The organism is Nocardia brasiliensis (assembly GCF_011801125.1).
In the GTDB taxonomy this organism is placed as follows: domain Bacteria; phylum Actinomycetota; class Actinomycetes; order Mycobacteriales; family Mycobacteriaceae; genus Nocardia; species Nocardia brasiliensis_C.
Map to the genome: position 1 here is coordinate 1366397 of NZ_CP046171.1, position 25215 is coordinate 1391611.

Genomic DNA, 25215 nt, shown 5'->3' on the forward strand with positions numbered 1-25215 from the left:
CTCGTTGTGCTCTCTCGACGTGACGGATCCGCGTGCTGCTACAGGTTGCGGACGGTTCCGGCGCAATGCCCACCTGAGGTGCACACCCGCCAAGACCATAGGATAGAGACTCGTGACTCCAGCTGACCTTGCAGATCTCCTTCGCGCCACCGCGGCGAAGGTGCTCGTCGAACGTGGCCTCGATCCCGCGGTCCTGCCCGATGAGGTCACTGTTGAGCGCCCCCGCAACCCGGAACACGGTGACTATGCCACGAATGTGGCGATGAAGGTGGCAAAGCAGGCGGGCACGAATCCGCGCGATCTGGCCACCTGGCTGGCCGAGGCGCTGACCGCGGCCGACGGCGTCGAGGTGGCCGAGGTCGCCGGGCCGGGCTTCCTCAACATCCGCCTCGCCGCCTCGGCGCAGGGTGCGATCGTCGAGCAGGTGCTGGCCGCGGGTGCTGCGTACGGCACGGCCGAGACGCTGAAGGGCACCCGGATCAACCTCGAGTTCGTCTCGGCCAATCCGACCGGCCCGGTGCACCTCGGTGGCACCCGGTGGGCGTCGGTCGGCGACGCGCTCGGCCGGATCTTGGCCGCCCAGGGCGCCGAGGTGGTGCGCGAGTACTATTTCAACGATCACGGCGCGCAGATCGACCGGTTCGCCCGGTCCCTGGTCGCGGCCGCCACCGGTGCGCCGACCCCGGACGACGGCTACGCGGGCGCCTACATCGGCGAGATCGCGGGCACGATCGTGGCCGCGCACCCGGACGCCGTGGCGCTGCCCGAGGCCGAGCGGCTCGAGCTGTTCCGTGCCGAGGGCGTCGAGTTGATGTTCGCGCAGATCCGGCAGTCGTTGCACGAGTTCGGCACCGACTTCGACGTGTACTTCAACGAGAGTTCACTGTTCGCCTCCGGCGCGGTCGAGCAGGCCGTCGCGACGCTGAAGGATTCCGGCGACCTGTACGAGAAGGACGGCGCCTGGTGGATCGCGAGCACCGAATACGGCGACGATCAGGATCGCGTCGTCATCAAGAGCGACGGTAATCCGGCCTATATCGCGGGCGATATCGCGTATTTTCAGAACAAGCGGTCGCGCGGATTCGATCTGTGCATTTATATGCTCGGCGCCGACCATCACGGCTATATCGGTCGTTTGAAGGCCGCCGCGGCCGCGTTCGGCGACGATCCGGCGACCGTCGAGGTGCTGATCGGGCAGATGGTGAATCTGCTCAAAGACGGTGTCGCGGTGAAGATGAGCAAGCGGGCGGGCACCGTGGTCACGCTGGAGGATCTGGTCGAGGCGATCGGTGTCGACGCGGCACGGTATTCGCTGGTGCGCTCCTCGGTGAATTCGAGCATCGATATCGACCTGACCCTCTGGACCAGCCAGAGCAGTGAAAACCCGGTCTATTACGTGCAATACGCGCATGCGCGGGCCGCCTCGATCGCGCGCAATGCCGCCGAATTCGACTACACCAAGGTCAGCGCGGATCTCGCGTTGCTCACCGCGGACGAAGAGGGCGAACTCATTCGCACCCTCGGCGAATACCCGCGCGTGGTGAGCAGTGCGGCGAGCCTGCGGGAACCGCACCGGGTGGCCCGCTACCTGGAGGAGCTGGCGGGCACCTACCACCGCTTCCAGACCAACAAGAACCTGCGCGTGCTCCCGCTCGGCGACGAGCCGGTGAGCCAGACCAACGCCGCGCGCCTGGTGCTGGTCAACGCGACCCGGCAGGTGCTCGCCAACGGTCTGGCGCTGCTCGGCGTGAGCGCACCGGAGCGGATGTGAACGGGATCGCCGAATACGTCCCCGCGGCAAAACCATTTGCGCGGGCGGGCAAGGTAGTGAACGGGCAGCAGGCCTTTCGTATGGGTATGAAGAAGGGATCGATGTCCGTGAGGAAGCGCAGTGAGGTGGAATTGTGAGCGCGCATCCGGCCGGGCCGCGGCACGCGGAGATTCCGCACGCGCCGAGTTTGCCGGAGCGCCCGCTGGATCCGCGGCAGATGATCGATCTGCCCGCGAATGTCTGGCCGCGCAACGCGAGTCGCGATTCCGATGGTGTGGTGCGGCTGGCCGGCGTGCCCGTGCACGAATTGGCCGCCGAATTCGGCACGCCGCTGTTCGTGGTCGACGAGGACGATTTCCGTTCGCGCTGCCGCGATATGGTGCGCGCCTTCGGGCCGAACGCCCGAGTGCATTACGCGTCGAAGGCTTTCCTGTGTGGTGAGGTCGCGCGCTGGATTCGGGACGAGGGTCTCTCGCTGGACGTCTGCTCCGGCGGCGAGCTCGCGATCGCGTTGCACGCGGGTTTCCCGGCCGAGCGAATCGCCCTGCACGGCAACAACAAATCGGCCACCGAGCTGGAGTCCGCGGTGCGCGCCGGGGTCGGTCACGTGGTGGTCGACTCGCTGATCGAGATCGAACGGCTGGAGGCCGTCGCAGGCCGCGCCGGTGTGCTGCAGGACGTGCTGGTTCGCGTCACCGTCGGTGTGGAAGCCCATACGCACGAATACATTTCGACCGCGCACGAGGATCAGAAGTTCGGCTTCTCGATCGCGGGCGGTGACGCGATGGAGGCGCTTGCCCGCGTCTTCGACGCCGACAACCTGCGCCTGGTCGGCCTGCACAGCCATATCGGCTCGCAGATCTTCGAGATCGATGGTTTCGAGATCGCCGCGCGCCGCATGCTGCGTCTGCTGCACGACGCCATCGAGAAGTTCGGCGTGGAACGGACCGCACAGATCTCCACCCTGGATCTCGGTGGCGGCCTTGGTATTTCGTACCTGCCGAGCGACGATCCGCCGCCGCTCGACGATTTCGCCGCGAAGGTGCGCGACCTGGTCGCCGCCGAGGCGGCAAGCATCGGGCTGCCGGAGCCGAAGATCGCGGTGGAGCCGGGCCGTGCCATCGCCGGACCCGGCACCGTCACGCTGTACGAGGTCGGCACCACCAAGGACGTGTCCCTCGACGGTGGCCTGCGCAGGCGCTACATCAGCGTCGACGGCGGCATGAGCGACAACATCCGCCCCGCGCTGTACCAGGCCGATTACGACTGCCGCCTGGTCTCGCGGACCTCCGAGGCCCCGGCCGTGGTCGCGCGAGTGGTCGGAAAGCATTGTGAGAGTGGCGATATCGTCATCCGTGACACGTGGATGCCGGCGGACGTCGGTCCCGGCGATCTGGTCGCCGTCGCCGCGACCGGTGCGTATTGCTATTCGATGTCGAGCCGATACAACCAGCTGACCCGCCCCGCGGTTGTCGCGGTGCGTGACGGACAACCGCGACTCATTCTGCGCCGGGAAACGGTGGCGGATTTGCTCAGCTTGGAGGTTGAACAATGACGAATTCGGCTCAGATGGTGTGGGGCAGAGACCAGCCCATCGGCGTCGCGGTGCTCGGCATGGGCAACGTCGGCACCGAGGTGGTGCGGATTCTGCGCGAGCATTCGGAGGATCTGCGGTCCCGAGTCGGCGCGCCCGTCGTGCTGCGCGGCGTCGCGGTCCGCGATCTCGAGACCGACCGCGGTATCCCGGCCTCGCTGCTGACCACCGACGCGGACGCGCTCGTCGCACGCGACGATGTCGACCTGGTGGTCGAGGTCATCGGCGGCATCGATCCGCCGCGCCGGCTGATCCTGGCGGCGCTGAACGCGGGCAAATCCGTGGTGACCGCGAACAAGGCACTGCTGGCCGACTACACCGGCGAGCTCGCGGCCGCTGCCGAGCGCAGCCGCGCCGATCTCTACTTCGAGGCCGCGGTCGCGGGCGCCATCCCGGTGGTCCGCCCGCTCATCCAGTCGCTGGCCGGTGACCGGGTGAACCGGGTCGTCGGCATCGTCAACGGCACCACCAATTTCATCCTCTCCGCGATGGACGAGACCGGCGCCGATTACGCCGACACCCTGGCCGAGGCCACCCGCCTCGGCTACGCCGAGGCCGACCCGACCGCCGATGTGGAGGGCTTCGACGCCGCGGCCAAGGCCGCGATCCTCGCCTCGCTCGCCTTCCACACCCGGGTCACCGCCGCCGACGTGTATCGCGAGGGCATCTCCAAGATCAGCTCCGAGGATCTGGAGACCGCGTCCGCGCTGAACTGCACGGTGAAGCTGCTCGCCATCTGCGAGCGGGTCGCCGCCGGTCCCGGCGAGCCGAGCCCGGCGGAGGGCGGCAAGGAGCGGGTCTCCGTGCGCGTCTACCCGGCGCTGGTGCCGCGCAAGCATCCATTAGCAGCCGTGAGCGGGGCCTTCAATGCGGTGGTCGTCGAGGCGGAGAACGCGGGCAGGTTGATGTTCTATGGCCAGGGCGCGGGCGGCGCGCCGACGGCCTCCGCGGTACTGGGGGATCTGGTGATGGCCGCGCGCAACAAGTTCTACGGTGGCCGCGCACCAGGCGAATCGGTTTATGCTGAGCTGCCGATCGCACCGATCGGCGACACACCCACCCGCTACCACGTGAATCTGCAGGTGGAAGACCGTCCCGGGGTCCTGGCCGCGGTGGCGGGCGAATTCGCCAAGCACGGGGTGAGCATCTCGACCGTCCGCCAAGAGGGGCACGGCACGGGAGCCCGCCTGGTCGTGGTCACCCACCACGCACTGGAATCGGCGCTCGCGGACACCGTCGCCGCCCTGGCGGAGATGGAATCCGTCACATCCATCACCAGCGTTCTAAGATTGGAAGGCACCGAAGAATGAGCACTGCAGGCGTGGCACCGCAGGCCGGAGTGCACTCGCGCTGGCCGGGGCTGATCGCGGCCTACCGCGACCGGATCGCAGGCGCGGCCCAGTGGGAGCCGGTCACCCTGCTCGAGGGCGGTACGCCGCTGGTGCCCGCACCGCACCTGTCCGAGCTGACCGGCTGTGAGGTATATCTCAAGGTCGAGGGCCTGAACCCGACCGGCTCGTTCAAGGACCGCGGCATGACCGTGGCGATCACCGACGCGAAGTACCAGGGCCAGAAGGCGGTGCTCTGCGCCTCCACCGGCAACACCTCGGCATCGGCGGCCGCCTACGCCACCCGCGCGGGCATGACCTGCGCGGTGCTCATTCCGCAGGGCAAGATCGCGATGGGCAAGCTGGCCCAGGCGGTCATGTTGGGCGCGAAGATCATTCAGGTGGACGGCAACTTCGACGACTGCCTCGAGCTGGCGCGCAAGGTGACCTCCGATTTCCCGAGCATCGGCCTGGTGAACTCGGTGAATCCCGCGCGCATCGAGGGTCAGAAGACCGCCTCGTTCGAGATCTGTGACGTGCTCGGCCGCGCGCCCGACGTGCACGCCCTGCCGGTCGGTAATGCGGGCAACATCACCGCGTACTGGCGCGGCTATCGCGAGTACTACGCCGACGGCATCACCACCCAGCTCCCGCGCATGCTCGGCGTGCAGGCCGCCGGCGCCGCGCCGCTGGTGAACGGCGCTCCGGTGAGCGACCCGGAAACCATCGCGACCGCCATCCGGATCGGCGCCCCGGCGTCCTGGAACGGCGCGATGGCGGCCAAGGACGAGTCCGGCGGTACCTTCCGTGCCGCCACCGACGACGAGATCCTCGCGGCGTACCGGCTGGTCGCGGCGACCGAGGGCGTGTTCGTCGAGCCCGCGTCGGCGGCCAGCGTCGCGGGCCTGCTCGCGGCGCGCACCGAGGGCTGGCTCGATGCCGGGCTCACCGTCGTGTGCACCGTGACCGGCAACGGACTCAAGGATCCCGACACCGCCCTGCTGGGAATGCCGCAGGTGCAGGCGATTCCGGTCGACCCGGTCGCGGTCGCCGCCGAGCTAGAGTTGGCCTGAGTTGAATTCCAAGGATAGTCAGCTGGCCGAGCGGCGACGTGGCTCGGCGATGAGTCGGACACTGCCCGCGGGTCTCGCGGTGACCGCGCGGGTGCCCGCGTCCACCGCGAACCTCGGTCCCGGGTTCGACTCGCTCGGTATGGCGCTCGGCATGTTCGACGAGATCGACGTGCGCACTACCGATTCCGGGCTCAGCATCCGGGTCGAGGGGGAGGGCGCCGACGATGTGCCCTGGGGCCCTTCACATCTCGTGGTGCGCGCGATCGAGCGCGGTCTGGAGGCCGCTGGCGTCTGGGCCGATGGCCTCGATGTGGTGTGCCGCAACGTGATTCCGCATTCGCGCGGGCTCGGCTCGTCCGCGTCGGCGGTGGTCGGCGGGCTCGCGGCCGGCTGTGCCATCGCCGCGAAATTCGATCCGGCACTGGCCGCCTCGGCCGACCAATTGGTGCAGCTGGCATCGGAATTCGAAGGTCATCCGGACAACGCCGCGGCCAGCGTGCTCGGCGGCATCGTGGTGTCCTGGACCGAGACCGACCGGGCCGCCGACATCGGCCGTGACGGCGTTCCGGTGGCCGAACACCACGGCCGGGTCTACCGGGCCGTGCGGCTGGACGCGCACCCGTCGCTGCGCCCCGTCGTGCTCATCCCCGAGGAACGCTCGGCGACCGCGCACACCAGGGGCTTGTTGCCCGAGGTGGTGCCGCACGGCGACGCCGCGTTCAACGTCAGCCGGGCCGCCTTGGCCGTGGTGGCGCTCACCCAGCGTCCTGACCTGCTGATGCCCGCGACGGCCGACCGGCTGCACCAGGCCCAGCGTGCGCCCGCGCTACCGCTGACCACCACCTGGATTTCCCGGCTGCGAGCGGCGGGTATCGCGGCCACCGTTTCCGGTGCCGGACCGACCGTGCTGGCCCTCGGGACCGGCGAATTCCCTGCCGAACTCCGCGAACTCGCGGCTCTGGACGGCCTGCGCGTGGTCGAGCCCGGGCTCGCCGACGGAGTCCGGATCGACTGACGGCGCGTCTGCCTTGCCGATATTCGCAGTGTGCAGCTATCCTGAGCGAGTCCGTACATCGTGCGCATCAGACGCCGGTGCTTCATCAGGGCAATCGCTCCAGCAGGCTCCAGGCTCGAGCCTCCAGGCCATGGGGGTGCTGCGTAGCTGCGCAACTGGAATGATCTCTCCCACCTCTCACCACCGGTGGCGAAGCGGACGGACGCATCCGAGTCCGGCAGAATGCCCGGACTGCGGGACGAACCCTCGAAACAGCACACGGCAATCGAGGGAAGGAAAGGATTTCCGTGACAGATACGGACCTGCTCGCGACACCAGGGGTGGAATCCAACCCAGCCTCGGGCGACCGCGAAAGTGACTCCGGACAGATTTCGAAGATGAGCGAACAAACCGACGTCGCACGATCGGGGCTGACTGGAATGTTGTTGCCGCAGTTGCGCGCGCTCGCGGGGGAGCTCGGTATCCGAGGCACCTCCGGAATGCGCAAAGGTGATTTGATCGCCGCCATCAAGGAAAATCAGGCCGGAAAACCGGCGAAGGGCGAAAAGCCCGAGGGGGGTCAGGCCAAGTCCGCGGTTTCCGCCAAGGCCGAAACGTCCGGTAAAACCGAAGCTCGTGCCACCGCGCCCGCTCGCGCCGAGCAGGGCACCCTCGATGTCGGCACCGCCCCGGCGAAGGAGGCGCCCGCCGCCGAGACCGCCGCCCCGGCGAAGGAAAAGCAAGCCGCCGCCGCGAATCCGGCTCCGGCCGAGAACGCGCAGTCCACCTCGAACGAGTCCGAGGATTCGGGTCGCGAGGGTGGCCAGCGCGGCCGTGGTCGGCAGCGGCGCGGCCGTGACCAGGCGCGATCCGGCGGCGGCGAGGCCGCGGCCGATGCGCGTGGTGACGAGCCGAAGCAGGACGCCGAGCAGGGTGAGCGGCGCCGTGACCGCAACCAGTCCGGTGACCGCAACCAGTCGGGCGACCGGAACCAGTCCGGTGACCGCAACAACCAGAACGGCAACGGCGGCAACGCGAACGGCGGTCGCAACGACCGCAACAACGCGCGCAACGACGACGACGAAGAAGGCGGACGCGGGCGGCGGGGTCGCCGGTTCCGTGAGCGTCGCCGCGGGCGCGACCGCGAAACCGGTGGCGGGGGCGGCGAGGCCCGCGAGCTCGAGATCCGCGAAGACGATGTGTTGCAGCCGGTCGCGGGCATCCTCGACGTGCTCGACAACTACGCCTTCGTCCGGACCTCGGGTTACCTGGCAGGGCCGAACGACGTCTACGTCTCGATGAACCTGGTCCGCAAGAACGGCCTGCGCCGCGGTGACGCGATCACCGGTGCGGTGCGTGCCCCGCGGGACGGCGAGCAGAGCAACCAGCGGCAGAAGTTCGATCCGCTGGTGCGGCTGGACACGGTCAACGGCGGTGAGGTCGAGGCGGCCAAGCGGCGCCCCGAGTTCAGCAAGCTCACCCCGCTGTACCCGAACCAGCGGCTGCGGCTCGAGACCCAGCCGAACAAGCTGACCACTCGCGTCATCGACCTGATCATGCCGATCGGTAAGGGCCAGCGCGCCCTGATCGTCTCGCCGCCGAAGGCGGGTAAGACGACGATCATGCAGGACATCGCGAACGCCATCGCGATCAACAACCCCGAGGTCTACCTCATGGTTGTGCTGGTCGACGAACGGCCGGAAGAGGTCACCGACATGCAGCGCTCGGTGAAGGGCGAGGTCATCGCCTCGACCTTCGACCGGCCGCCGTCAGACCACACCTCGGTCGCCGAGCTCGCCATCGAGCGCGCCAAGCGACTGGTGGAAATGGGCAAAGACGTTGTGGTGCTGCTCGACTCGATCACTCGACTGGGTCGCGCGTACAACAACTCCTCGCCCGCGTCGGGCCGAATCCTTTCCGGTGGTGTCGATTCCACCGCGCTGTACCCGCCCAAGCGGTTCCTCGGCGCGGCGCGCAACATCGAGAACGGCGGCTCGCTCACCATCATCGCGACCGCGATGGTGGAGACCGGATCCACCGGTGACACGGTCATCTTCGAGGAGTTCAAGGGCACCGGCAACGCGGAACTCAAGCTGGACCGCAAGATCGCGGAACGGCGCGTGTTCCCCGCGGTGGACGTCAACCCGTCCGGCACTCGTAAGGACGAGCTACTGCTCAGCCCCGACGAGGCGGCGGTGCTGCACAAGCTGCGCCGCGTACTGTCCGGCCTGGACTCGCACCAGGCGATCGATCTGCTGATCGATCGGCTGAAGAAGTCCAAGAACAACCTCGAGTTCCTGATGCAGGTCAGCAAGACCGCGCCGGGCGCACTCGACGAATGAGTTCCTGAGTTGCACTGCCGAAAGGGCCTCGCTACCGCGGGGCCCTTTCGGCGTCTGCGGGCTGAAGAACATCAGCCAGTCCCGCCTCTCCGCGTCTTCAGCCCAGACTCGTGCGCCTCGATGGCGGCGTCGGCGGCCGACGGTCGGGTGCCGATCGCGTGCTGGATGTACCCGGTGAGTTACCCATGTGCTGACGAAATCGGTTGAACCGACGGCATTCGCCGAGAGGGCGCCCTGCCAACGGGGCCCTCTCGGCGTTGCGGGGCTGAAGAACATCAGCCCGATCATGGCCGCGCCGCTGACCAGTCCGCCGATGATGACTGCCGAGGTGCTCACCGCGCTCCCCTCCGGAGCAGTGTGCAGAGTCTCGACGTAGACGGTGGTTGTCGGGGCGGCGGTGGTCGGAATGTCGGGCAGTGCGCACCAGCCGACCGCGACAGCGAGGAGCAGCAGGCCGAAGATCGCGGACGCGACTCGGATGTTCACAAGTTCTCCCTTCTGTCACGGCACGCCGGCGTGCGCTCGACACTCGAGCTGGCTTTCCGCCGCAAGGGCGGTGTTCACGCGGCGAATCGGCCCGAGGACTCAACTCTATGAACGTCGCTGTTCGTATTCATGAGTAGCGGACTACCCGACTTCAGGGTTCCTGAGACAGCGTCGATCCGCGTGCCCGAACTTCCTGGGGCGACAGTGGTAGGGGGAGTACCTGGGGCGGGAACAAACCACCGCCCGGGGGTGTTTTGGGAGCGTAGTGACAGTTCTGGCATACTGAACGGTCGTTGCGTCTGCTCGCTCGAGCAGAGCTCCCGCCTAAGTCGGCTCCGGTTCACGTTCGCGCGATTTCCCACGTGAGCGACCCGGCGGCCAATATCGAGAGGACACCCATGAAGGCAGGAATCCACCCGACGTATGTCGACACCACGGTCGTCTGTGGTTGCGGCAACACCTTCCAGACTCGCAGCACCAAGGAGTCGGGACACATCACCGTCGAGGTCTGCTCGCAGTGCCACCCGTTCTACACCGGCAAGCAGAAGATCCTCGACACCGGTGGCCGTGTGGCCCGCTTCGAGGCGCGCTACGGCAAGCGGGCCGGCAAGAAGGCCGACACCGACGCCAAATAGCTTCCTCGCCGACGCCCGGTCCTGCGCTGCAGGCCGGGCGTCGGTGCTTTTGTCGGGCACCCCGGCCGGCGGCCGGCGGGACAGGAAACTAGAGAAGGAAGCGAAGCTGTGACGCAACCGTCCGCGATCGACGACATTCTGGCCGAGCACGCAGGCCTGGAAACGCAGCTGTCCGATCCGGCGCTGCACAACGATCCGGGCGCCGCGCGCCGGGTCGGCAAGCGGTTCGCCGAGCTCGCGCCGATCATGGCGACCTACACCAAGCTGAAGTCCGCGCGCGAGGACCTGGCCGCCGCGCGCGAACTCGCCGCCGACGACGCGGCCTTCGCCGCCGAGGTCCCCGACCTGGAACGTCAGGTCGGCGAGCTGGAACAGTCCCTTGCCGACCTGCTCGCGCCGCGCGACCCGCACGACGGTGACGACGTGGTGCTCGAGGTGAAATCCGGTGAGGGCGGCGAGGAATCGGCGCTGTTCGCCTCCGACCTGGCCCGCATGTACGTCCGCTACGCGGAGCGGCACGGCTGGAAGGTCGAGATCCTCGACGTCACCGTGTCCGATCTCGGCGGCTACAAGGACGCCACGCTCTCGATCAAGAGCCGCGACGCCGCACGCGACGGTGTGTGGTCCCGGTTCAAGTTCGAAGGTGGCGTGCACCGCGTGCAGCGGGTGCCGGTGACCGAGTCACAGGGCCGGATCCACACCTCCGCCGCGGGCGTGCTCATCTACCCCGAGCCCGACGAGGTGGAAGAGGTGCAGATCGACGAGAGCGATCTGCGCGTCGATGTCTACCGGTCCTCCGGCAAGGGTGGCCAGGGCGTCAACACCACCGACTCCGCGGTGCGACTGACCCATCTGCCCACCGGCATCGTGGTGACCTGCCAGAACGAGCGTTCGCAGCTGCAGAACAAGGCCCGTGCCATGCAGGTGCTGGCCGCCCGGTTGCAGGCGCTGGCCGAGGAGCAGGCCGATCAGGAGGCCGCGGCGGGCCGGGCCAGCCAGATCCGCACGGTCGACCGTTCCGAGCGCATCAGGACCTACAACTTCCCGGAGAACCGGATCACCGACCATCGCATCGGCTTCAAGGCGCACAACCTCGACGCGGTGCTCGACGGTGACCTGGACGCGCTGCTGGACGCGCTCGGTAAGGCGGACCGCGAAGCCCGAATGGCCGCGGAGTAAAGAGCTTTCGAGCATGTCGACAACCCGGGTGGCCCTGCGCCCCGCCATCAACGACGCCGTCGAGACGTTGCGGGCGGCGGGGGTGCACAGCCCGCAGGCCGACGCGGAATACCTTGCCGCGCATGTGCTCGGGGTGCAGCGCAGCCGGTTGCTGATGACGCCGCTCATCACGCCGGGGGAGTTGGCCGACTACCGCGCCATCGTGGTGCGCCGAGCGCAACGAATTCCGTTGCAACACTTGATCGGAACCGCGGCCATGGGCGAGATCGAGCTCATGGTCGGGCCCGGCGTGTTCGTGCCGCGACCGGAGACCGAGCTGCTGTTCGCCTGGGCGCTTGCGCAATTGGCGGCGCTGCCGCACGATCACGCCCCGCTGGTGGTCGATCTGTGCACCGGTTCTGGCGCGCTCGCGTTGGCCATCGCGCACGCCAGGCCCGACGCCGAGGTGCACGCCGTGGAACTCGATCCCGCCGCCCTGCACTGGGTCCGGCGCAACGCGGATCGGCGCGGCGCCGAGGGGGACACCCCGATCGTCCTGCACGCCGCCGACGTCACCGACCCGAACCTGCTGACCGAGCTCGACGGCCGCGTCGATGTCGTGGTGGCCAATCCGCCCTACATCCCCGACGGCGCGCAGCTCGATCCCGAGGTGGCCGACCACGACCCGCACCTGGCCCTGTTCGGCGGCCCGGACGGCCTGGACGTCATCCGCGCCATGGTGCCCACCATCGCCCGGCTGTTGCGTGCGGGCGGCAGCACGGCCATCGAGCACGACGACACCAACGGTTCCGCGCTGGCCGCGTTGCTGGCGGCCGGTGCTTTCGCCGACGTCGTCGAGCATCCGGACTTAGCGGGCAAACCACGCTTCGTTGCCGCAAATCGCCCCTGAAAGGTGGTCGTGGCGAGCCCGCGTGACAGGATGGTCCGGTGAGTACCGTCTACGACTGCGCGGATCCCGACCTGCGCGCCGCCGGACTGACCGCAGCCACCAGCGCGCTGAAATCCGGCAGGCTGGTCGTGCTGCCGACCGACACGCTCTACGGTCTGGCCGCGGACGCCTTCGATGCCACCGCCGTGAGCTCGCTGCTCGCGGCGAAGCGCCGCGGCCGGGACATGCCGGTGCCGGTGCTGGTCGGTTCCTGGAACACCATCGACGGCCTGGTCTTCTCGGTGCGCCCGCAGGCGCGGGAGCTGATTCGGGCGTTCTGGCCCGGCGGCTTGAGTCTCGTTGTGCAGCAGGCGCCTTCGCTCGCCTGGGACCTGGGTGACACCCGCGGCACGGTGATGCTGCGGATGCCGCTGCACCCGGTCGCGCTCGATCTGCTGCGCGAGGTCGGCCCGCTCGCCGTCTCCAGCGCCAATGTCTCCGGGCAGCCGCCCGCGCAGACCGCCGCGCAGGCCCGTGATCAATTGGGCGAGCTGGTCGCCACCTATCTCGACGGTGGTCCCGCCACGCACGCCGTCGCGTCCACCATCGTCGATCTGACCGCCGATCAGCCGCGCGTGCTGCGCGAGGGTGCCGTATCGATCGGCGATATCGCCGACGTCCTCGGCATGTCGCCGGAGGCGCTGTCCAGCGCCTCCGTCCGATGATCGATCAGGCGCCGGCGCGAATGGGTGAGCTGATGCTCGGGCGGTGTCGCGGATGACCGGTTCCGGTGCGGTGGTTCCCCTGCGGGAGCTGCTGCTGGTTCTGCTCATCTCCGCGGTGATCACCTTCCTCGCCACCGGCGGAATCCGTACGCTCGCCATCGGTTTCGGCGCCGTCGCCGTGCCGCGCGAGCGCGACGTGCACGTCAAGCCGATCCCGCGGATGGGCGGCGTCGGCATCTACGTCGGCGTGGTCGGCGCGATGCTGTTCGCGCATCAATTGCCCGCGCTGCGAAGAGGATTCGACTACAGCCCGAATATCCCGGCCGCGGTGCTGGTGGCCGCGACGATCATCGTCGCGGTCGGCATCGTCGACGACCGGTGGGGCCTGGACGCGCTCACCAAGTTCGCCGGGCAGGTGACCGCCGCCGGTGTCATGGCCGTGATGGGGCTGAGCTGGTACAGCATCTACAACCCGTTCAACAACACCACGGTGTTCCTGGACGCGTTGCAGGGTGGCCTGGTCACGGTCGCGGTGACCGTCACCCTGGTGAACGCGATGAACTTCGTCGACGGGCTCGACGGGCTGGCGGCCGGGCTCGGTCTGATCGCCGCGATCGCGGTGTTCGTGTTCTCGCTCGGTCTGATGAACGAGCAGGGCGGCTCGGTCGACACCTATCCGCCCGCCCTGCTGGCCGCCGCGCTGGCGGGCGCGTGCCTGGGCTTCCTGCCGCACAATTTCCAGCCCGCGCGCATCTTCATGGGCGACTCGGGCTCGATGCTGATCGGGCTGGTGCTCGCCGCGGTGTCGACCAGCGCGTCCGGGCGCATCCCGCTGCAGGGATTCGGCCCGCGCGACATCGTCGGGCTGCTCTCGCCGCTGCTGCTGGTCGGCGCGGTGATGTTCATTCCGGTGCTGGATCTGGTGCTGGCCATCGTGCGACGGGTGCGCGCGGGTGTGAGTTTCTCCACTCCGGACAAGATGCACCTGCACCATCGGCTGCTGCAGATCGGGCATTCGCATCGGCGCGTGGTGCTGCTCATCTACCTGTGGGTCGGCATCCTCGCTTTCGGCGCCGTCGGTACCGCCCTGATGGACCGTCGACTGGTCATCCTGCTGATGGCGGGCGGTCTGGTCTTCGCCCTCGTGGTGACCGCGATCCCGGGCCTGCGCCGCGGGGAGGAAGCCGAGCACCATCCGCCCTCCGGGTAAGGTTTCGTGACGTGAGTGTCGTTCCTACCCCTGTTCCCGGTCCCGACGCCCCGCTGAAGGCGGCGCTGCGCTACGGCTTGATCGGGCTGGGTGTGCTGGTGGTGCTCGCCGTCGCGATCGCCACGGCGGTCGCGGGCGTGCCCGGCCTGTGGGGTGCGCTGCTCGGCGCGGCCATCGGCGGTGGCTTCATCCTGACCACGGCCGCCGTGGTGTTGTTCGGCGCGAAATTGCCGCCGACCACCGCGGGCATGGTGATGCTGGCCAGTTGGGTCGGCAAAATGCTGGTCGCTTTGATCGTGATAGCGATCTTGAATCAATTCGACTTTTATGACCGAATCGCACTGTTCCTGACCGTCGTCGGAGCGCTGGTAATCGTGCTCGGCGCGGAGACGTACGGCGTTCTGCGACAGAAGGTTCCGTACGTAACGGTGCCCGATGTGTCGAGCGACACAGCTACCGACGAGTAATAACCACCACCCCCCTACACGCTGTCGTAGATAGCTTGGTAAAGTGTTGGTAAGCAAGCAACCAAGCGAAGGGCGGTCACCCCGGCCGCTCCGAGTGGCGCTATGCTTACTGCCGTGCCGGGCTCCGAGGGGTTCCGGTTCTGCATGTCGACGATGTCGCCGACACACGTACAGACGCCAGGTGGAATCCCAACCCGCCGCACAGCTGCTGACGAATTTCGAGCCGACCTGAGTCGACCCAAATTGATCGTCAATGTCCGATCGAACCGCGGGATCAACCGAACCCACGGCCCGAACACGGGAGAGAACGCTGAGCGTCACCACTTTGGCGGGCGAGTTCCACGCGCCATCGCTAACCGACTTCTTCCCTCCAGCGCTGCTGTTCGAGGGTACGCCGTTCGAACTCGATCGTTTGATGGCGATCCGGCTTCTGATGACCGGTGTCCTGATTGTCGTGATGATGCTCGCTTTTCGCAATCCGCGCCTCATCCCACGCGGGCTGCAGAACGTCGCGGAAACCGGTCTGGTCTTCGTCAAGGAGCAGATTTGCGACGAGGTTTTGGGCAAGGAATCCGGACGTAAGTTCTTCCCGCTCATCGCGACCATCTTCTTCGCGGTCCTGTTCCTGAACTTCTCCGGTGTCATTCCCGGATTGAACATCTCGTCGAACGCTCGAATCGGCATGCCGCTGGTCCTGGCCGTCATCGCGTACGTCGCCTTCAACTACGTCGGCATCAAAAAATACGGATTCTTTACGTACCTGCGCAGCAGCATCGTGGTGCCGAATGTGCCCCCTGCGCTCCACGTACTGCTGATTCCGATCGAGTTCGTCTCGACCTTCATCCTGCGTCCGTTCACGCTGACCGTCCGACTCATGGCGAACATGCTGGCCGGACATATCATGTTGGTGCTGTTCTTCAGTGCTACCTGGTTCTTCTTGTTCGACGCCGTCGCGTGGATGAAAGTGTTCTCGCCCTTCTCGCTCCTCGCGGGATTCGCGTTCACTCTCTTCGAGCTGTTGGTCATCTTCCTGCAGGCCTATGTGTTTGCGCTGCTGACCGCCGTGTACATCGGACTCGCACAACACGCAGATTCACACTGACCTGCCTGACCGAACACTTAAAACCTGCTACACCTCGTCGACCGGCGGGTGTGCAACAGAAAGGGAATGGAAGACTCATGAGCCTCGCGTACCTGGCCCAGGAAGCCGCAACCACCTCTGACAAGATCAAGGGCTACGGCGCCATCGGCTACGGTCTGGCGGCAATCGGCCCGGGCATCGGCGTCGGCATCGTCGTCGGTAAGGCCATCGAAGGCATCGCCCGTCAGCCCGAGCTGCAGGGCACCATCCGGACCAACATGTTCCTCGGCATCGCGTTCACCGAGGCGCTTGCCCTGATCGGCCTCGTCGCCGGCTTCATCTTCTGATTCCGATGAACGAGTTCTCTGTTCTCGCAGCGGGAAGCGGAGAGGATGTGAATCCTCTTCTCCCCGAGACTTACGACATCGTCTGGTCCGTGGTCTGCGTCGCGGTTATCGCGGTTCTCTTCTACAAGTACGTGATCCCACGTCTGATGAAGGTGCTCGACGAGCGCGCCGACAAGATCGAGGGCGGCATCAAGCGCGCCGAGGTCGCCCAGGAAGAGGCCCAGCTCACGCTGCAGCAGTACCAGCAGCAGCTGGCCGACGCCCGGCTCGAGGCCGCACGCATCCGTGAGGAAGCGCGCACCCAGGGCCAGCAGATCCTCGCGCAGATGCGCGCGGAGGCCCAGGCCGAAAGCGACCGCATCGTCGCCGCTGGTCAGCACCAGCTGGAGGCGCAGCGCCAGCACATCCTGACCGAACTGCGCACCGAACTCGGCCAGACCGCCGTAGATTTGGCCGAAAAGATTATCGGACAGTCGGTTTCGGACGAAGCTAAGCAGGCTGCGTCCATCGAGCGGTTCCTGGCCGAACTCGATGACGAGTCGAAAGCCGGCATCGGGGTCGGAAGGTAGCGACACGAAAGTGAGAAGCATGTACGCAGCGAGCCGCGAGGCCTGCGCCCGGTCTCGGGAGGCGCTCAGGGCCGCTCTGACCGGAAGCGACAGTGTCGCGGCCACAACGGGTTCCGAATTGTTCGCCGTTGTCGCCGTGCTGGACGACCAGCGTTCGCTGCGTGTTGCGCTCGCGGACGTGTCGGTGCCGGGTTCGGCCCGTGCCGAGCTCAGCGAGCGGGTCTTCGGTGGGAAGGTCAGCCCGGCCACGCAGGCGGTGCTGACCACCGCTGTGGCCCAGGACTGGTCGCGCACCTCCGACCTGGTCGACACCCTGGTGTTGCTCGGGCAGGAGGCGTTGCTCGAGTCGGCCGCGGACACCGGCCGGCTCGACGCGGTCGAGGACGAACTGTTCCGGCTCGGCCGGATCGTCAGCGACAACCCCGAGCTGGAGCAGGCCCTTTCCGATCGGACGAAGCCGGCCGAGGCCAAGCGGGCACTGATCGAACGGCTGCTCAACGGCAAGACCGAAACCATCACCCTCACCCTGGCAGAACAGGTGGTGGCCAGGCAGAAGACGGCAGTCGGCGCCGCGGCGTTCGACGAACTGTCCGACCTGGCAGCGGCTCGTCGTGACCAGATCGTCGCGCATGTCCGCGCGGCCATCGCACTCTCGGCACAGCAGCGGGAGCGGCTCGCCGCATCGTTGCACCGTATCTACGGCAAGCCGATTCAGGTGCACGTGCAGGTCGACCCGAGTCTGCTGAGCGGGCTGGTCGTACATGTCGGCGACGACGTGATCGACGGCAGCGCGATCGGCCGACTGGAACGGCTGCGTCGGTCCCTGGCCTGACGCCGCCCCACGGGTCGACCCACCCGGCTGCCGACCCCCGTCCCCCCGACATTCGACACAGCGAGAGCAGGAAGAACATGGCGGAGCTGACGATCTCCTCCGACGAGATCCGTAGCGCGATCGAGAGCTACACCCAGAGCTACACCCCGGAAACCTCCATCGAGGAAGTCGGTGTTGTCACCGACACCGCCGACGGCATCGCGCACGTGAGCGGTCTGCCCTCGGCGATGGCCAATGAGCTGCTCGAGTTCCCGGGTGGTGTGCTGGGCGTGGCCCTGAACCTCGAGGACCGCGAAATCGGTGCGGTCATCCTCGGCGAGTACGCCGACCTCGAAGAGGGCCAGCAGGTCCGCCGCACCGGCGACGTGCTCTCGGTGCCCGTCGGCGACAAGTTCCTCGGCCGCGTGGTCGACCCGCTCGGTCAGCCGATCGACGGTCTCGGCGAGATCGAGGCCGAAGAGCAGCGCGTGCTCGAGCTGCAGGCCGCGACCGTGCTGGAGCGCCAGCCGGTCGAGGAGCCGCTGGCCACCGGCATCACCGCCATCGACGCCCTCACCGCGATCGGCCGCGGCCAGCGTCAGCTGGTCATCGGTGACCGCAAGACCGGCAAGACCGCGGTCTGCATCGACGCGATCCTGGCGCAGAAGGCCAACTGGGATTCCGGTGATCCGTCGAAGCAGGTGCGCTGCATCTACGTCGCCATCGGTCAGAAGGGCTCCACCATCGCGGGCGTCAAGACCGCGCTGGAAGAGCACGGTGCGCTGGAGTACACCACCATCGTCGCGGCCCCCGCTTCGGACTCCGCCGGCTTCAAATGGCTTGCGCCGTACACCGGTTCGGCCATCGGCCAGCACTGGATGTACCAGGGCAAGCACGTTCTCATCGTGTTCGACGACCTGACCAAGCAGGCCGAGGCCTACCGCGCCATCTCGCTGCTGCTGCGTCGCCCGCCGGGCCGCGAGGCGTACCCGGGTGACGTCTTCTACCTGCACTCGCGTCTGCTGGAGCGTTGCGCCAAGCTCTCCGACGAGATGGGCGCCGGCTCGATGACCGGTCTGCCGATCATCGAGACCAAGGCCAACGACATCTCGGCGTTCATCCCGACCAACGTCATCTCCATCACCGACGGCCAGGTCTTCCTCGAGTCCGACCTGTTCAACAAGGGCGTCCGGCCGGCGATCAACGTCGGTACCTCGGTCTCCCGTGTCGGTGGCGCCGCGCAGACCAAGGGCATGAAGAAGGTCGCCGGCTCGCTGCGTCTGGAAATGGCCCAGTTCCGCGAGCTGGAGGCGTTCTCCGCGTTCGCCTCCGACCTCGACGCGGCCTCGCTCGCTCAGCTCGAGCGCGGTGCCCGCTGGGTCGAGCTGCTCAAGCAGGACCAGTACTCGCCGGTCGCCGTCGAGGACCAGATCGTCTCGATCTACCTGGTCGACGCGGGCTACTACGACTCGGTTCCGGTCGCCGACATCCGTCGGTTCAACCGTGAGCTGCTCGAGCACCTGCACCGCTCCGCCGCCGACGCCTTCAAGACCATCGAGGGCGGCAAGGTGCTCGCGGACGAGGCCGCCGACCAGATCAAGGCCGAGACCGACAAGTTCAAGCAGGGCTTCCTCGCCTCCGACGGCACCCGCGTCGTGAACGAGGCCGAGGCGGGCGACCTCGAGCACGAAGAGGTCGAGACCCTCTCGGTCACTCGCAAGCACGTCGAGAAGTGACCCAGGTTCGAGACTGATGCGAGCTATGGGTTACCCAATGCAAGCGAATGAAGGGAGTGTGAACCGCTGATGGCAAGCTTGCGTGAATTGCGCTCCCGCATTCGTGGTGTGAATTCGATCAAGAAGATCACCAAGGCCCAGGAGCTGATCGCGACATCGCGAATCTCCAAGGCGCAGGCCAGGGTCGCGGCCGCCAAGCCCTATGCCGAGGAAATCACCAAGGTCCTCAGCGAGCTGGCGAGCGCGTCGCAGAACCTGACCCATCCGCTGCTGACCGAGCGTGCCGACCCGCGCCGGGCGGCCGTGCTGGTGATCACCAGTGACAGCGGCATGGCCGGTGGCTACAACTCCAACGTGCTCAAGCGCGCCGAGGAGTTGATGCACACGCTGCGTGGCGAGGGCAAGGAACCGGTGATCTACGTGATGGGCAACAAGGGCCTCACGTACTACACCTTCCGCAACCGCACGCCGGTCGCGTCGTGGACGGGCTTCTCGCAGCAGCCGAAGTACACCGATGCCTCGGCGGCCTGCAACCACCTGGTAGAGGCCTTCATGGCCGGCTCCGACGGCACGGTTCCCGCGCCGAACGGAACGGGCGACATCGCGGGCGTCGATGAGCTCCACATCGTGTACACGCGGTTCGTGTCGATGCTGACGCAGACCCCGGAGGTGCGTCGGCTGGCGCCGATCCAGGTCAGCTTCGTCGACGAGAACTTCGACATGGGTGAGGATTTCGTGTCCGATTCGCCGACGGCGGACGTGCACGCGCAGTACGAATTCGAGCCCGACGCGAGTGTGCTGCTGGCAGCCCTGCTGCCGAAGTACATCAACACGCGTATCTACTCATCGTTGCTCGAGGCAGCGGCATCCGAGTCCGCGGCTCGGCGCACCGCAATGAAGGCAGCCACCGACAACGCCAACGAACTGGCCACTGATCTTTCCCGGCAGGCGAACTCGGTGCGGCAGGCACAGATCACCCAGGAAATCAGTGAAATCGTGGGCGGCGTGAACGCGCTGGCTGCGAGCTCGGACCGCGACTAGCGCCGCGGCCTGAGGGACGGGCCCGGAGGAGGTAGCGGAGCGTGACCACGCAGGGGCCCCGAAGGCCGCAATCTGACACAGAGAGAATCCAAACCAAATGACCGCAGCTGTCACCCAAGACAACACGAGTCGGACCGGCGCGTCTACGGGACGCGTTGTCCGAGTCATCGGCCCCGTCGTGGACGTCGAGTTCCCGCGCGGATCGATCCCCGACCTGTTCAACGCCTTGCACGCCGAGATCACCCTGACCTCGGTGGCCAAGACCCTGACCCTCGAGGTCGCCCAGCACCTCGGCGACGGCATCGTCCGCTGCATCTCGATGCAGCCGACCGACGGCCTGGTCCGTAGCGCGCCGGTCACCGACACCGGCAAGCCGATCTCGGTGCCGGTCGGCGACGTCGTCAAGGGGCACGTGTTCAACGCGCTCGGCGACTGCCTCGACACCCCCGGCCTCGGCCGCGACGGTGAGCAGTGGGGCATCCACCGCAAGCCCCCGTCATTCGATCAGCTCGAGGGCAAGACCGAGATCCTGGAAACGGGCATCAAGGTCATCGACCTGCTCACCCCGTACGTGAAGGGTGGCAAGATCGGCCTGTTCGGTGGCGCCGGCGTCGGCAAGACCGTGCTCATCCAGGAGATGATCACCCGTATCGCGCGGGAGTTCTCCGGTACCTCCGTGTTCGCCGGCGTCGGCGAGCGCACCCGTGAGGGCACCGACCTGCGCCTGGAAATGGAAGAGATGGGCGTCCTCCCGGACACCGCCCTCGTCTTCGGCCAGATGGACGAGCCGCCGGGCACCCGTATGCGCGTCGCCCTCTCGGCCCTCACCATGGCCGAGTACTTCCGCGACGTGCAGCACCAGGACGTGCTGCTGTTCATCGACAACATCTTCCGGTTCACCCAGGCCGGTTCCGAGGTCTCGACCCTGCTCGGTCGCATGCCCTCGGCCGTCGGTTACCAGCCCACGCTGGCCGACGAGATGGGTGAGCTGCAGGAGCGCATCACCTCAACCCGTGGCCGGTCGATCACCTCGCTGCAGGCCATCTACGTGCCCGCCGACGACTACACCGACCCGGCCCCGGCGACCACCTTCGCCCACCTCGACGCGACGACCGAGCTTTCCCGCCCGATCTCGCAGAAGGGCATCTACCCGGCCGTCGACCCGCTGACCTCGACCTCCCGCATCCTGGAGGCCTCGATCGTCGGCGATCGGCACTTCGCCGTGGCCAACGAGGTGAAGCGAATCCTGCAGAAGTACAAGGAACTGCAGGACATCATCGCCATCCTCGGCATGGACGAGCTCTCCGAAGAGGACAAGGTCCTCGTCGGCCGCGCCCGTCGCCTGGAGAAGTTCCTCGGCCAGAACTTCATCGTGGCCGAGAAGTTCACCGGCCAGGTCGGTTCGGTGGTTCCGCTGGAGCAGACCATCGACGACTTCGACCGGGTCTGCAAGGGCGAGTTCGACCACTTCCCGGAGCAGGCGTTCAACAGCTGCGGTGGTCTCGACGATGTCGAGGCGGCCGCGAAGAAGATCGCCGGAAAGTAGTCCCCGATGTCGGAAATGTCAGTTGATCTCGTTGCGGTCGAACGACTGCTCTGGTCCGGCCAGGCATCGTTCGTCAGCGCGCAGACGACCGAGGGCCAGATCGGCATCATGCCGGGCCACGAGCCGCTGCTCGGCCAGCTGGTGGAGGGTGGCATCGTGTCCATCGTCGACACCGACGGTCAGCGGATCGTCGCGGCGGTGCACGGCGGCTTCTTCTCGGTGACCGCGACCACGGTCCGGATCCTGGCCGAGTCCGCGGAGTTCGCGGACGAGGTGGATGTCGAGGCGGCACGTCGCGTGCTGGCCGACTCGGCGGCCAGCGAGGAAGACCAGCTGGCGGCGCAAGCCCAGGTACGCGCGGTGGAGCAGATCGCGAACGCGTAAGCGACAACCGAGATTCGAGCATCAGACTGTCGGCGGCGAAGGCTACTTCGCCGCCGACAGTCGTTTCAATACACGGGTGGCCCGTTTGTAAACTTGGGGCCGTGGTTGAATGACGGCACGGCGGTGATCGCGATGGGCCCGGAGCCGGATCCTCGGAGGGCTTGCGAGCACCGCCAATTGAATAGGGTGTCGACGACACGGCGACAGAGCGAAGGGACGAACTGCATTGCAGACCGGGATGGTTCTCCTGATCATTCTGGTGCTCACGCTCGTGTTCCTCGCCCTTGCCTCGACCTATCGCCTGATCATGTTGCGCCGCGGCGGCACCGCCGCGATCCTGCGGGTGCTGCCCGCGCGCGGCGGGCAGGGCTGGCGGCACGGACTGATCCGCTACGACGAGGACCGATTGGTCTTTTTCAAGCTGACCAGCCTCAAGCTCGGACCCGATTGCACGATTCATCGTCAGGGCATCGAGATCGGTGACCGCCGCGCACCGGTCGGCGACGAGTACGACATCATGACCGACGACATCGCGGTGATCGCGGTGACCGACCGCGACGGCAGCTACGAGCTGGCTCTGGATCGCGCCGCGCACACCGCGTTTCTTTCCTGGGTGGAGTCGCGGCCGTCCGACCGCACCCGACGGATGCGCTAGCGGGCGCACCCGCGCTGCCGGTGCGCGACAACGGATAGGCTGAGCGTCGTGAGTGTGCATCTGACGCGGATCTATACGCGAACCGGCGACGATGGGACCACGGGTCTCAGCGATTTCTCGCGGGTGGCGAAGACCGATCCGCGCCTGGTCGCCTATGCCGATTGTGACGAGACCAACGCCGCCATCGGTGTGGCGATCGCGCTGGGTGAACCGACCGAGCAGGTGCGCGCGGTGCTGCTGCAGATACAGAACGATCTGTTCGACGCGGGCGCGGATCTGTCCACGCCGGTGGTCGCCGAGCCGAAGTACCCGCCGCTGCGCATCGAACAGCGCTACATCGATCGGCTCGAGGGCTGGTGCGACGAGTTCAATGCCGAACTGCCCGCACTGAATTCGTTCATCCTGCCGGGCGGCACCCCGTTGGCGGCGCTGCTGCACACGGCGCGCACGGTGGCGCGACGCGCCGAACGTTCGGCCTGGGCCGCGATCGAGACACACCCGGACGACACGAATGTGCTTGCGGCCAAGTATCTGAATCGCCTCTCGGACCTGCTGTTCATCCTGAGCCGCGTGGCGAATCCCGGCGGCGATATCCTGTGGAAGCCCGGCGGAAGCAGGTCGAGCACCTGATAATGCTCGGGACACGAGGACACTTGTCTCGGGTACATGGGTAAACACCCCGGGTATACCCAGAACTGAGCCCGGCGCCATACCGCCGGCCCGAAACCGAACGACCGTGGCACCCACTGGTGCGCTGAATACCCGGAGTGGCGGAGCTGGATACCCGAAGTGGCGGGCCGGTGCCGCAACTATCCTTGCACCCAACAGTGCGCCGAATACGCGGAGAGGCGGCATGGAACGGTTTTTGGTTACCGGCGGGAATCGACTCGTCGGTGAAGTCGCGGTGGGAGGCGCCAAGAACAGCGTCCTCAAGCTGATGGCCGCTGCCCTGCTGGCCGAGGGCACCACCACGATCACGAACTGCCCGGACATTCTCGACGTGCCGCTGATGGGTGACGTGCTGCGTGGTCTCGGCTGCGATGTCACGATCGATGCGGGGACGGTCACCATCAATACCCCCGCGGAGCCGAAGTACCACGCGGATTTCCCCGCGGTGACCCAGTTCCGCGCGTCGGTGTGTGTGCTCGGCCCGCTGATGGCCCGCTGCAAGCGAGCCGTCGTCGCGCTGCCTGGCGGTGACGCCATCGGTTCGCGTCCGCTCGATATGCACCAGGCCGGGCTGCGGTTGCTCGGCGCGACCAGCGAGATCGAGCACGGTTGCGTCGTCGCCCGCGCCGACGAACTGCAGGGCGCCAAGATCCGGCTCGACTTCCCGTCGGTGGGCGCCACCGAGAACATCCTGATGGCCGCGGTGCTCGCCGAGGGCGAGACCGTGATCGACAACGCCGCCAGGGAACCCGACATCGTCGACCTGTGCAACATGCTCGTGCAGATGGGTGCGCGGATCACCGGCGCGGGCACCTCGGTGCTCACCGTGCAGGGGGTCAAGCGCCTCTCGCCGACGACGCATCGGGTGATCGGTGACCGGATCGTCGCCGCGACCTGGGGCATCGCCGCAGCCATGACGATGGGCGATGTCCGGGTGACGGGCGTGAACCCCAAGCACCTGTCCCTGGTGCTGGACAAGCTGCGTTCCGCGGGCGCGCGGATCTCGTTCGAGCAGGACGGTTTCCGCGTGGTGCAGGCCGAGCGCCCGCGCGCGGTGAACTTCTCGACGCTGCCGTTCCCTGGTTTCCCCACCGACCTGCAGCCGATGGCGATCGGGCTGGCGGCGATCGCCGACGGCACGTCGATGATCACCGAGAACGTCTTCGAGGCGCGCTTCCGTTTCGTGGAAGAGATGATCCGGTTGGGCGCCGACGCGCGCACCGACGGGCATCACGCTGTGGTGCGCGGTATTCCGCGCCTGTCGAGCGCGCCGGTGTGGTCGTCCGATATTCGGGCCGGCGCCGGTTTGGTACTCGCCGGTCTGGTTGCCGAGGGCACGACCGAGGTGCACGACGTCTTCCACATCGACCGCGGCTACCCCAATTTCGTTGAGCAACTACAGGCTCTGGGTGGGGAAGTGACCCGGGTCGGCGCGGCGCAATGACGCGTTAACCTCGAAAACCCTTTGTGACCAGGCGATTTGACATGGTGCACGCAGACACGTAACTTTATTCAAGTCAGAGCGACACGGACACCGACCCGGAGCCGAGGAGCTGAGCCGAAAGGCTGAGCGAGAGGCCTGGGAAACGAGGTAGGACGAGGAGCGCCTGACGCTCACACTAGCTTGATCGAGACCCTGATTTGGATTCGGGGGAGCGGCTGAGCTAAGCTGGATAAGTTGCCTCACTGATCGAGCGGGTTGAT

General features: G+C 67.1%; 23 protein-coding genes. All 23 read left to right on the forward strand.

Features of this window, described 5'->3' with window-relative positions:
* The first annotated feature begins 112 nt into the window (after positions 1–112).
* Complete coding sequence (gene argS / locus F5X71_RS06140) at positions 113–1771, forward strand: arginine--tRNA ligase (protein ID WP_167461053.1); 1659 nt, start codon at positions 113–115, stop codon at positions 1769–1771.
* A 133-nt stretch (positions 1772–1904) separates the two neighbouring features.
* A complete protein-coding gene (lysA, locus tag F5X71_RS06145; RefSeq protein WP_167461054.1) occupies positions 1905–3326 on the forward strand; it encodes a diaminopimelate decarboxylase in 1422 nt (473 codons plus the stop codon).
* Complete coding sequence (locus F5X71_RS06150) at positions 3323–4675, forward strand: homoserine dehydrogenase (protein WP_167461055.1); 1353 nt, start codon at positions 3323–3325, stop codon at positions 4673–4675. Before lysA ends, F5X71_RS06150 begins: the two co-directional genes overlap by 4 nt.
* Positions 4672–5766: a threonine synthase gene (gene thrC / locus F5X71_RS06155; RefSeq protein ID WP_167461056.1), complete on the forward strand. Its 1095-nt coding sequence runs from the start codon at positions 4672–4674 to the stop codon at positions 5764–5766. The genes F5X71_RS06150 and thrC overlap by 4 nt, the downstream gene beginning before the upstream one ends.
* A gap of 49 nt (positions 5767–5815) precedes the next feature.
* Positions 5816–6781: a homoserine kinase gene (gene thrB, locus F5X71_RS06160; protein ID WP_167466259.1), complete on the forward strand. Its 966-nt coding sequence runs from the start codon at positions 5816–5818 to the stop codon at positions 6779–6781.
* Between the two features lie 287 nt (positions 6782–7068).
* Positions 7069–9102: a transcription termination factor Rho gene (gene rho / locus F5X71_RS06165; RefSeq protein ID WP_174817016.1), complete on the forward strand. Its 2034-nt coding sequence runs from the start codon at positions 7069–7071 to the stop codon at positions 9100–9102.
* Between the two features lie 884 nt (positions 9103–9986).
* Positions 9987–10223, forward strand: coding sequence for a 50S ribosomal protein L31 (rpmE, locus tag F5X71_RS06170; RefSeq protein ID WP_167461058.1), 237 nt, complete (start codon positions 9987–9989; stop codon positions 10221–10223).
* A 108-nt stretch (positions 10224–10331) separates the two neighbouring features.
* On the forward strand, positions 10332–11402 hold the full coding sequence (gene prfA / locus F5X71_RS06175; protein ID WP_167461059.1) for a peptide chain release factor 1: 1071 nt from the start codon (positions 10332–10334) through the stop codon (positions 11400–11402).
* Positions 11403–11415: 13 nt separating this feature from the next.
* Entirely contained in the window at positions 11416–12291 is an 876-nt protein-coding gene (gene prmC, locus F5X71_RS06180; protein ID WP_167461060.1) for a peptide chain release factor N(5)-glutamine methyltransferase, read from the forward strand.
* Positions 12292–12329: 38 nt separating this feature from the next.
* Positions 12330–12995: an L-threonylcarbamoyladenylate synthase gene (locus tag F5X71_RS06185; RefSeq protein WP_167461061.1), complete on the forward strand. Its 666-nt coding sequence runs from the start codon at positions 12330–12332 to the stop codon at positions 12993–12995.
* A gap of 52 nt (positions 12996–13047) precedes the next feature.
* On the forward strand, positions 13048–14205 hold the full coding sequence (locus F5X71_RS06190) for a glycosyltransferase family 4 protein (protein WP_014982064.1): 1158 nt from the start codon (positions 13048–13050) through the stop codon (positions 14203–14205).
* 11 nt (positions 14206–14216) lie between these two features.
* Positions 14217–14672 (forward strand): hypothetical protein, encoded by a 456-nt coding sequence (locus F5X71_RS06195; RefSeq protein ID WP_167461062.1) that lies wholly within the window; start codon positions 14217–14219, stop codon positions 14670–14672.
* Between the two features lie 253 nt (positions 14673–14925).
* Positions 14926–15774, forward strand: a complete 849-nt coding sequence (gene atpB, locus F5X71_RS06200; RefSeq protein ID WP_171904504.1) for a F0F1 ATP synthase subunit A — start codon at positions 14926–14928, stop codon at positions 15772–15774.
* A gap of 77 nt (positions 15775–15851) precedes the next feature.
* Positions 15852–16100, forward strand: coding sequence for an ATP synthase F0 subunit C (locus tag F5X71_RS06205; RefSeq protein WP_167461063.1), 249 nt, complete (start codon positions 15852–15854; stop codon positions 16098–16100).
* A 5-nt stretch (positions 16101–16105) separates the two neighbouring features.
* Positions 16106–16669, forward strand: coding sequence for a F0F1 ATP synthase subunit B (locus F5X71_RS06210; protein WP_167461064.1), 564 nt, complete (start codon positions 16106–16108; stop codon positions 16667–16669).
* A 19-nt stretch (positions 16670–16688) separates the two neighbouring features.
* Complete coding sequence (locus F5X71_RS06215) at positions 16689–17501, forward strand: F0F1 ATP synthase subunit delta (RefSeq protein ID WP_167461065.1); 813 nt, start codon at positions 16689–16691, stop codon at positions 17499–17501.
* Between the two features lie 77 nt (positions 17502–17578).
* Entirely contained in the window at positions 17579–19216 is a 1638-nt protein-coding gene (atpA, locus tag F5X71_RS06220) for a F0F1 ATP synthase subunit alpha (RefSeq protein ID WP_167461066.1), read from the forward strand.
* A 69-nt stretch (positions 19217–19285) separates the two neighbouring features.
* On the forward strand, positions 19286–20257 hold the full coding sequence (locus tag F5X71_RS06225; RefSeq protein ID WP_167461067.1) for a F0F1 ATP synthase subunit gamma: 972 nt from the start codon (positions 19286–19288) through the stop codon (positions 20255–20257).
* A gap of 97 nt (positions 20258–20354) precedes the next feature.
* The gene (atpD, locus tag F5X71_RS06230) at positions 20355–21803 is read left to right on the forward strand and encodes a F0F1 ATP synthase subunit beta (protein WP_167461068.1); all 1449 of its coding nucleotides are present in this window, start codon (positions 20355–20357) and stop codon (positions 21801–21803) included.
* Between the two features lie 6 nt (positions 21804–21809).
* Positions 21810–22187: a F0F1 ATP synthase subunit epsilon gene (locus F5X71_RS06235; protein ID WP_167461069.1), complete on the forward strand. Its 378-nt coding sequence runs from the start codon at positions 21810–21812 to the stop codon at positions 22185–22187.
* Between the two features lie 238 nt (positions 22188–22425).
* Positions 22426–22842, forward strand: a complete 417-nt coding sequence (locus F5X71_RS06240; RefSeq protein ID WP_174817017.1) for a DUF2550 domain-containing protein — start codon at positions 22426–22428, stop codon at positions 22840–22842.
* A gap of 48 nt (positions 22843–22890) precedes the next feature.
* Positions 22891–23472, forward strand: a complete 582-nt coding sequence (locus F5X71_RS06245; protein WP_167461071.1) for a cob(I)yrinic acid a,c-diamide adenosyltransferase — start codon at positions 22891–22893, stop codon at positions 23470–23472.
* Positions 23473–23695: 223 nt separating this feature from the next.
* Positions 23696–24955: a UDP-N-acetylglucosamine 1-carboxyvinyltransferase gene (murA, locus tag F5X71_RS06250; protein WP_167461072.1), complete on the forward strand. Its 1260-nt coding sequence runs from the start codon at positions 23696–23698 to the stop codon at positions 24953–24955.
* Positions 24956–25215: the final 260 nt, after the last annotated feature.

What these genes read in the sequence shown, in the direction of transcription:
- F5X71_RS06150 (WP_167461055.1), top strand. Translation starts at nt 3,323, where the DNA reads ATGACGAATTCGGCTCAGATGGTGTGGGGCAGAGACCAGCCCATCGGC.
- thrC (WP_167461056.1), top strand. Translation starts at nt 4,672, where the DNA reads ATGAGCACTGCAGGCGTGGCACCGCAGGCCGGAGTGCACTCGCGCTGG.
- thrB (WP_167466259.1), top strand. Translation starts at nt 5,816, where the DNA reads ATGAGTCGGACACTGCCCGCGGGTCTCGCGGTGACCGCGCGGGTGCCC.
- rpmE (WP_167461058.1), top strand. Translation starts at nt 9,987, where the DNA reads ATGAAGGCAGGAATCCACCCGACGTATGTCGACACCACGGTCGTCTGT.
- prmC (WP_167461060.1), top strand. Translation starts at nt 11,416, where the DNA reads ATGTCGACAACCCGGGTGGCCCTGCGCCCCGCCATCAACGACGCCGTC.
- F5X71_RS06190 (WP_014982064.1), top strand. Translation starts at nt 13,048, where the DNA reads ATGACCGGTTCCGGTGCGGTGGTTCCCCTGCGGGAGCTGCTGCTGGTT.
- atpB (WP_171904504.1), top strand. Translation starts at nt 14,926, where the DNA reads ATGTCCGATCGAACCGCGGGATCAACCGAACCCACGGCCCGAACACGG.
- F5X71_RS06205 (WP_167461063.1), top strand. Translation starts at nt 15,852, where the DNA reads ATGAGCCTCGCGTACCTGGCCCAGGAAGCCGCAACCACCTCTGACAAG.
- F5X71_RS06210 (WP_167461064.1), top strand. Translation starts at nt 16,106, where the DNA reads ATGAACGAGTTCTCTGTTCTCGCAGCGGGAAGCGGAGAGGATGTGAAT.
- F5X71_RS06215 (WP_167461065.1), top strand. Translation starts at nt 16,689, where the DNA reads ATGTACGCAGCGAGCCGCGAGGCCTGCGCCCGGTCTCGGGAGGCGCTC.
- atpA (WP_167461066.1), top strand. Translation starts at nt 17,579, where the DNA reads ATGGCGGAGCTGACGATCTCCTCCGACGAGATCCGTAGCGCGATCGAG.
- F5X71_RS06225 (WP_167461067.1), top strand. Translation starts at nt 19,286, where the DNA reads ATGGCAAGCTTGCGTGAATTGCGCTCCCGCATTCGTGGTGTGAATTCG.
- atpD (WP_167461068.1), top strand. Translation starts at nt 20,355, where the DNA reads ATGACCGCAGCTGTCACCCAAGACAACACGAGTCGGACCGGCGCGTCT.
- F5X71_RS06235 (WP_167461069.1), top strand. Translation starts at nt 21,810, where the DNA reads ATGTCGGAAATGTCAGTTGATCTCGTTGCGGTCGAACGACTGCTCTGG.
- F5X71_RS06240 (WP_174817017.1), top strand. Translation starts at nt 22,426, where the DNA reads ATGGTTCTCCTGATCATTCTGGTGCTCACGCTCGTGTTCCTCGCCCTT.
- murA (WP_167461072.1), top strand. Translation starts at nt 23,696, where the DNA reads ATGGAACGGTTTTTGGTTACCGGCGGGAATCGACTCGTCGGTGAAGTC.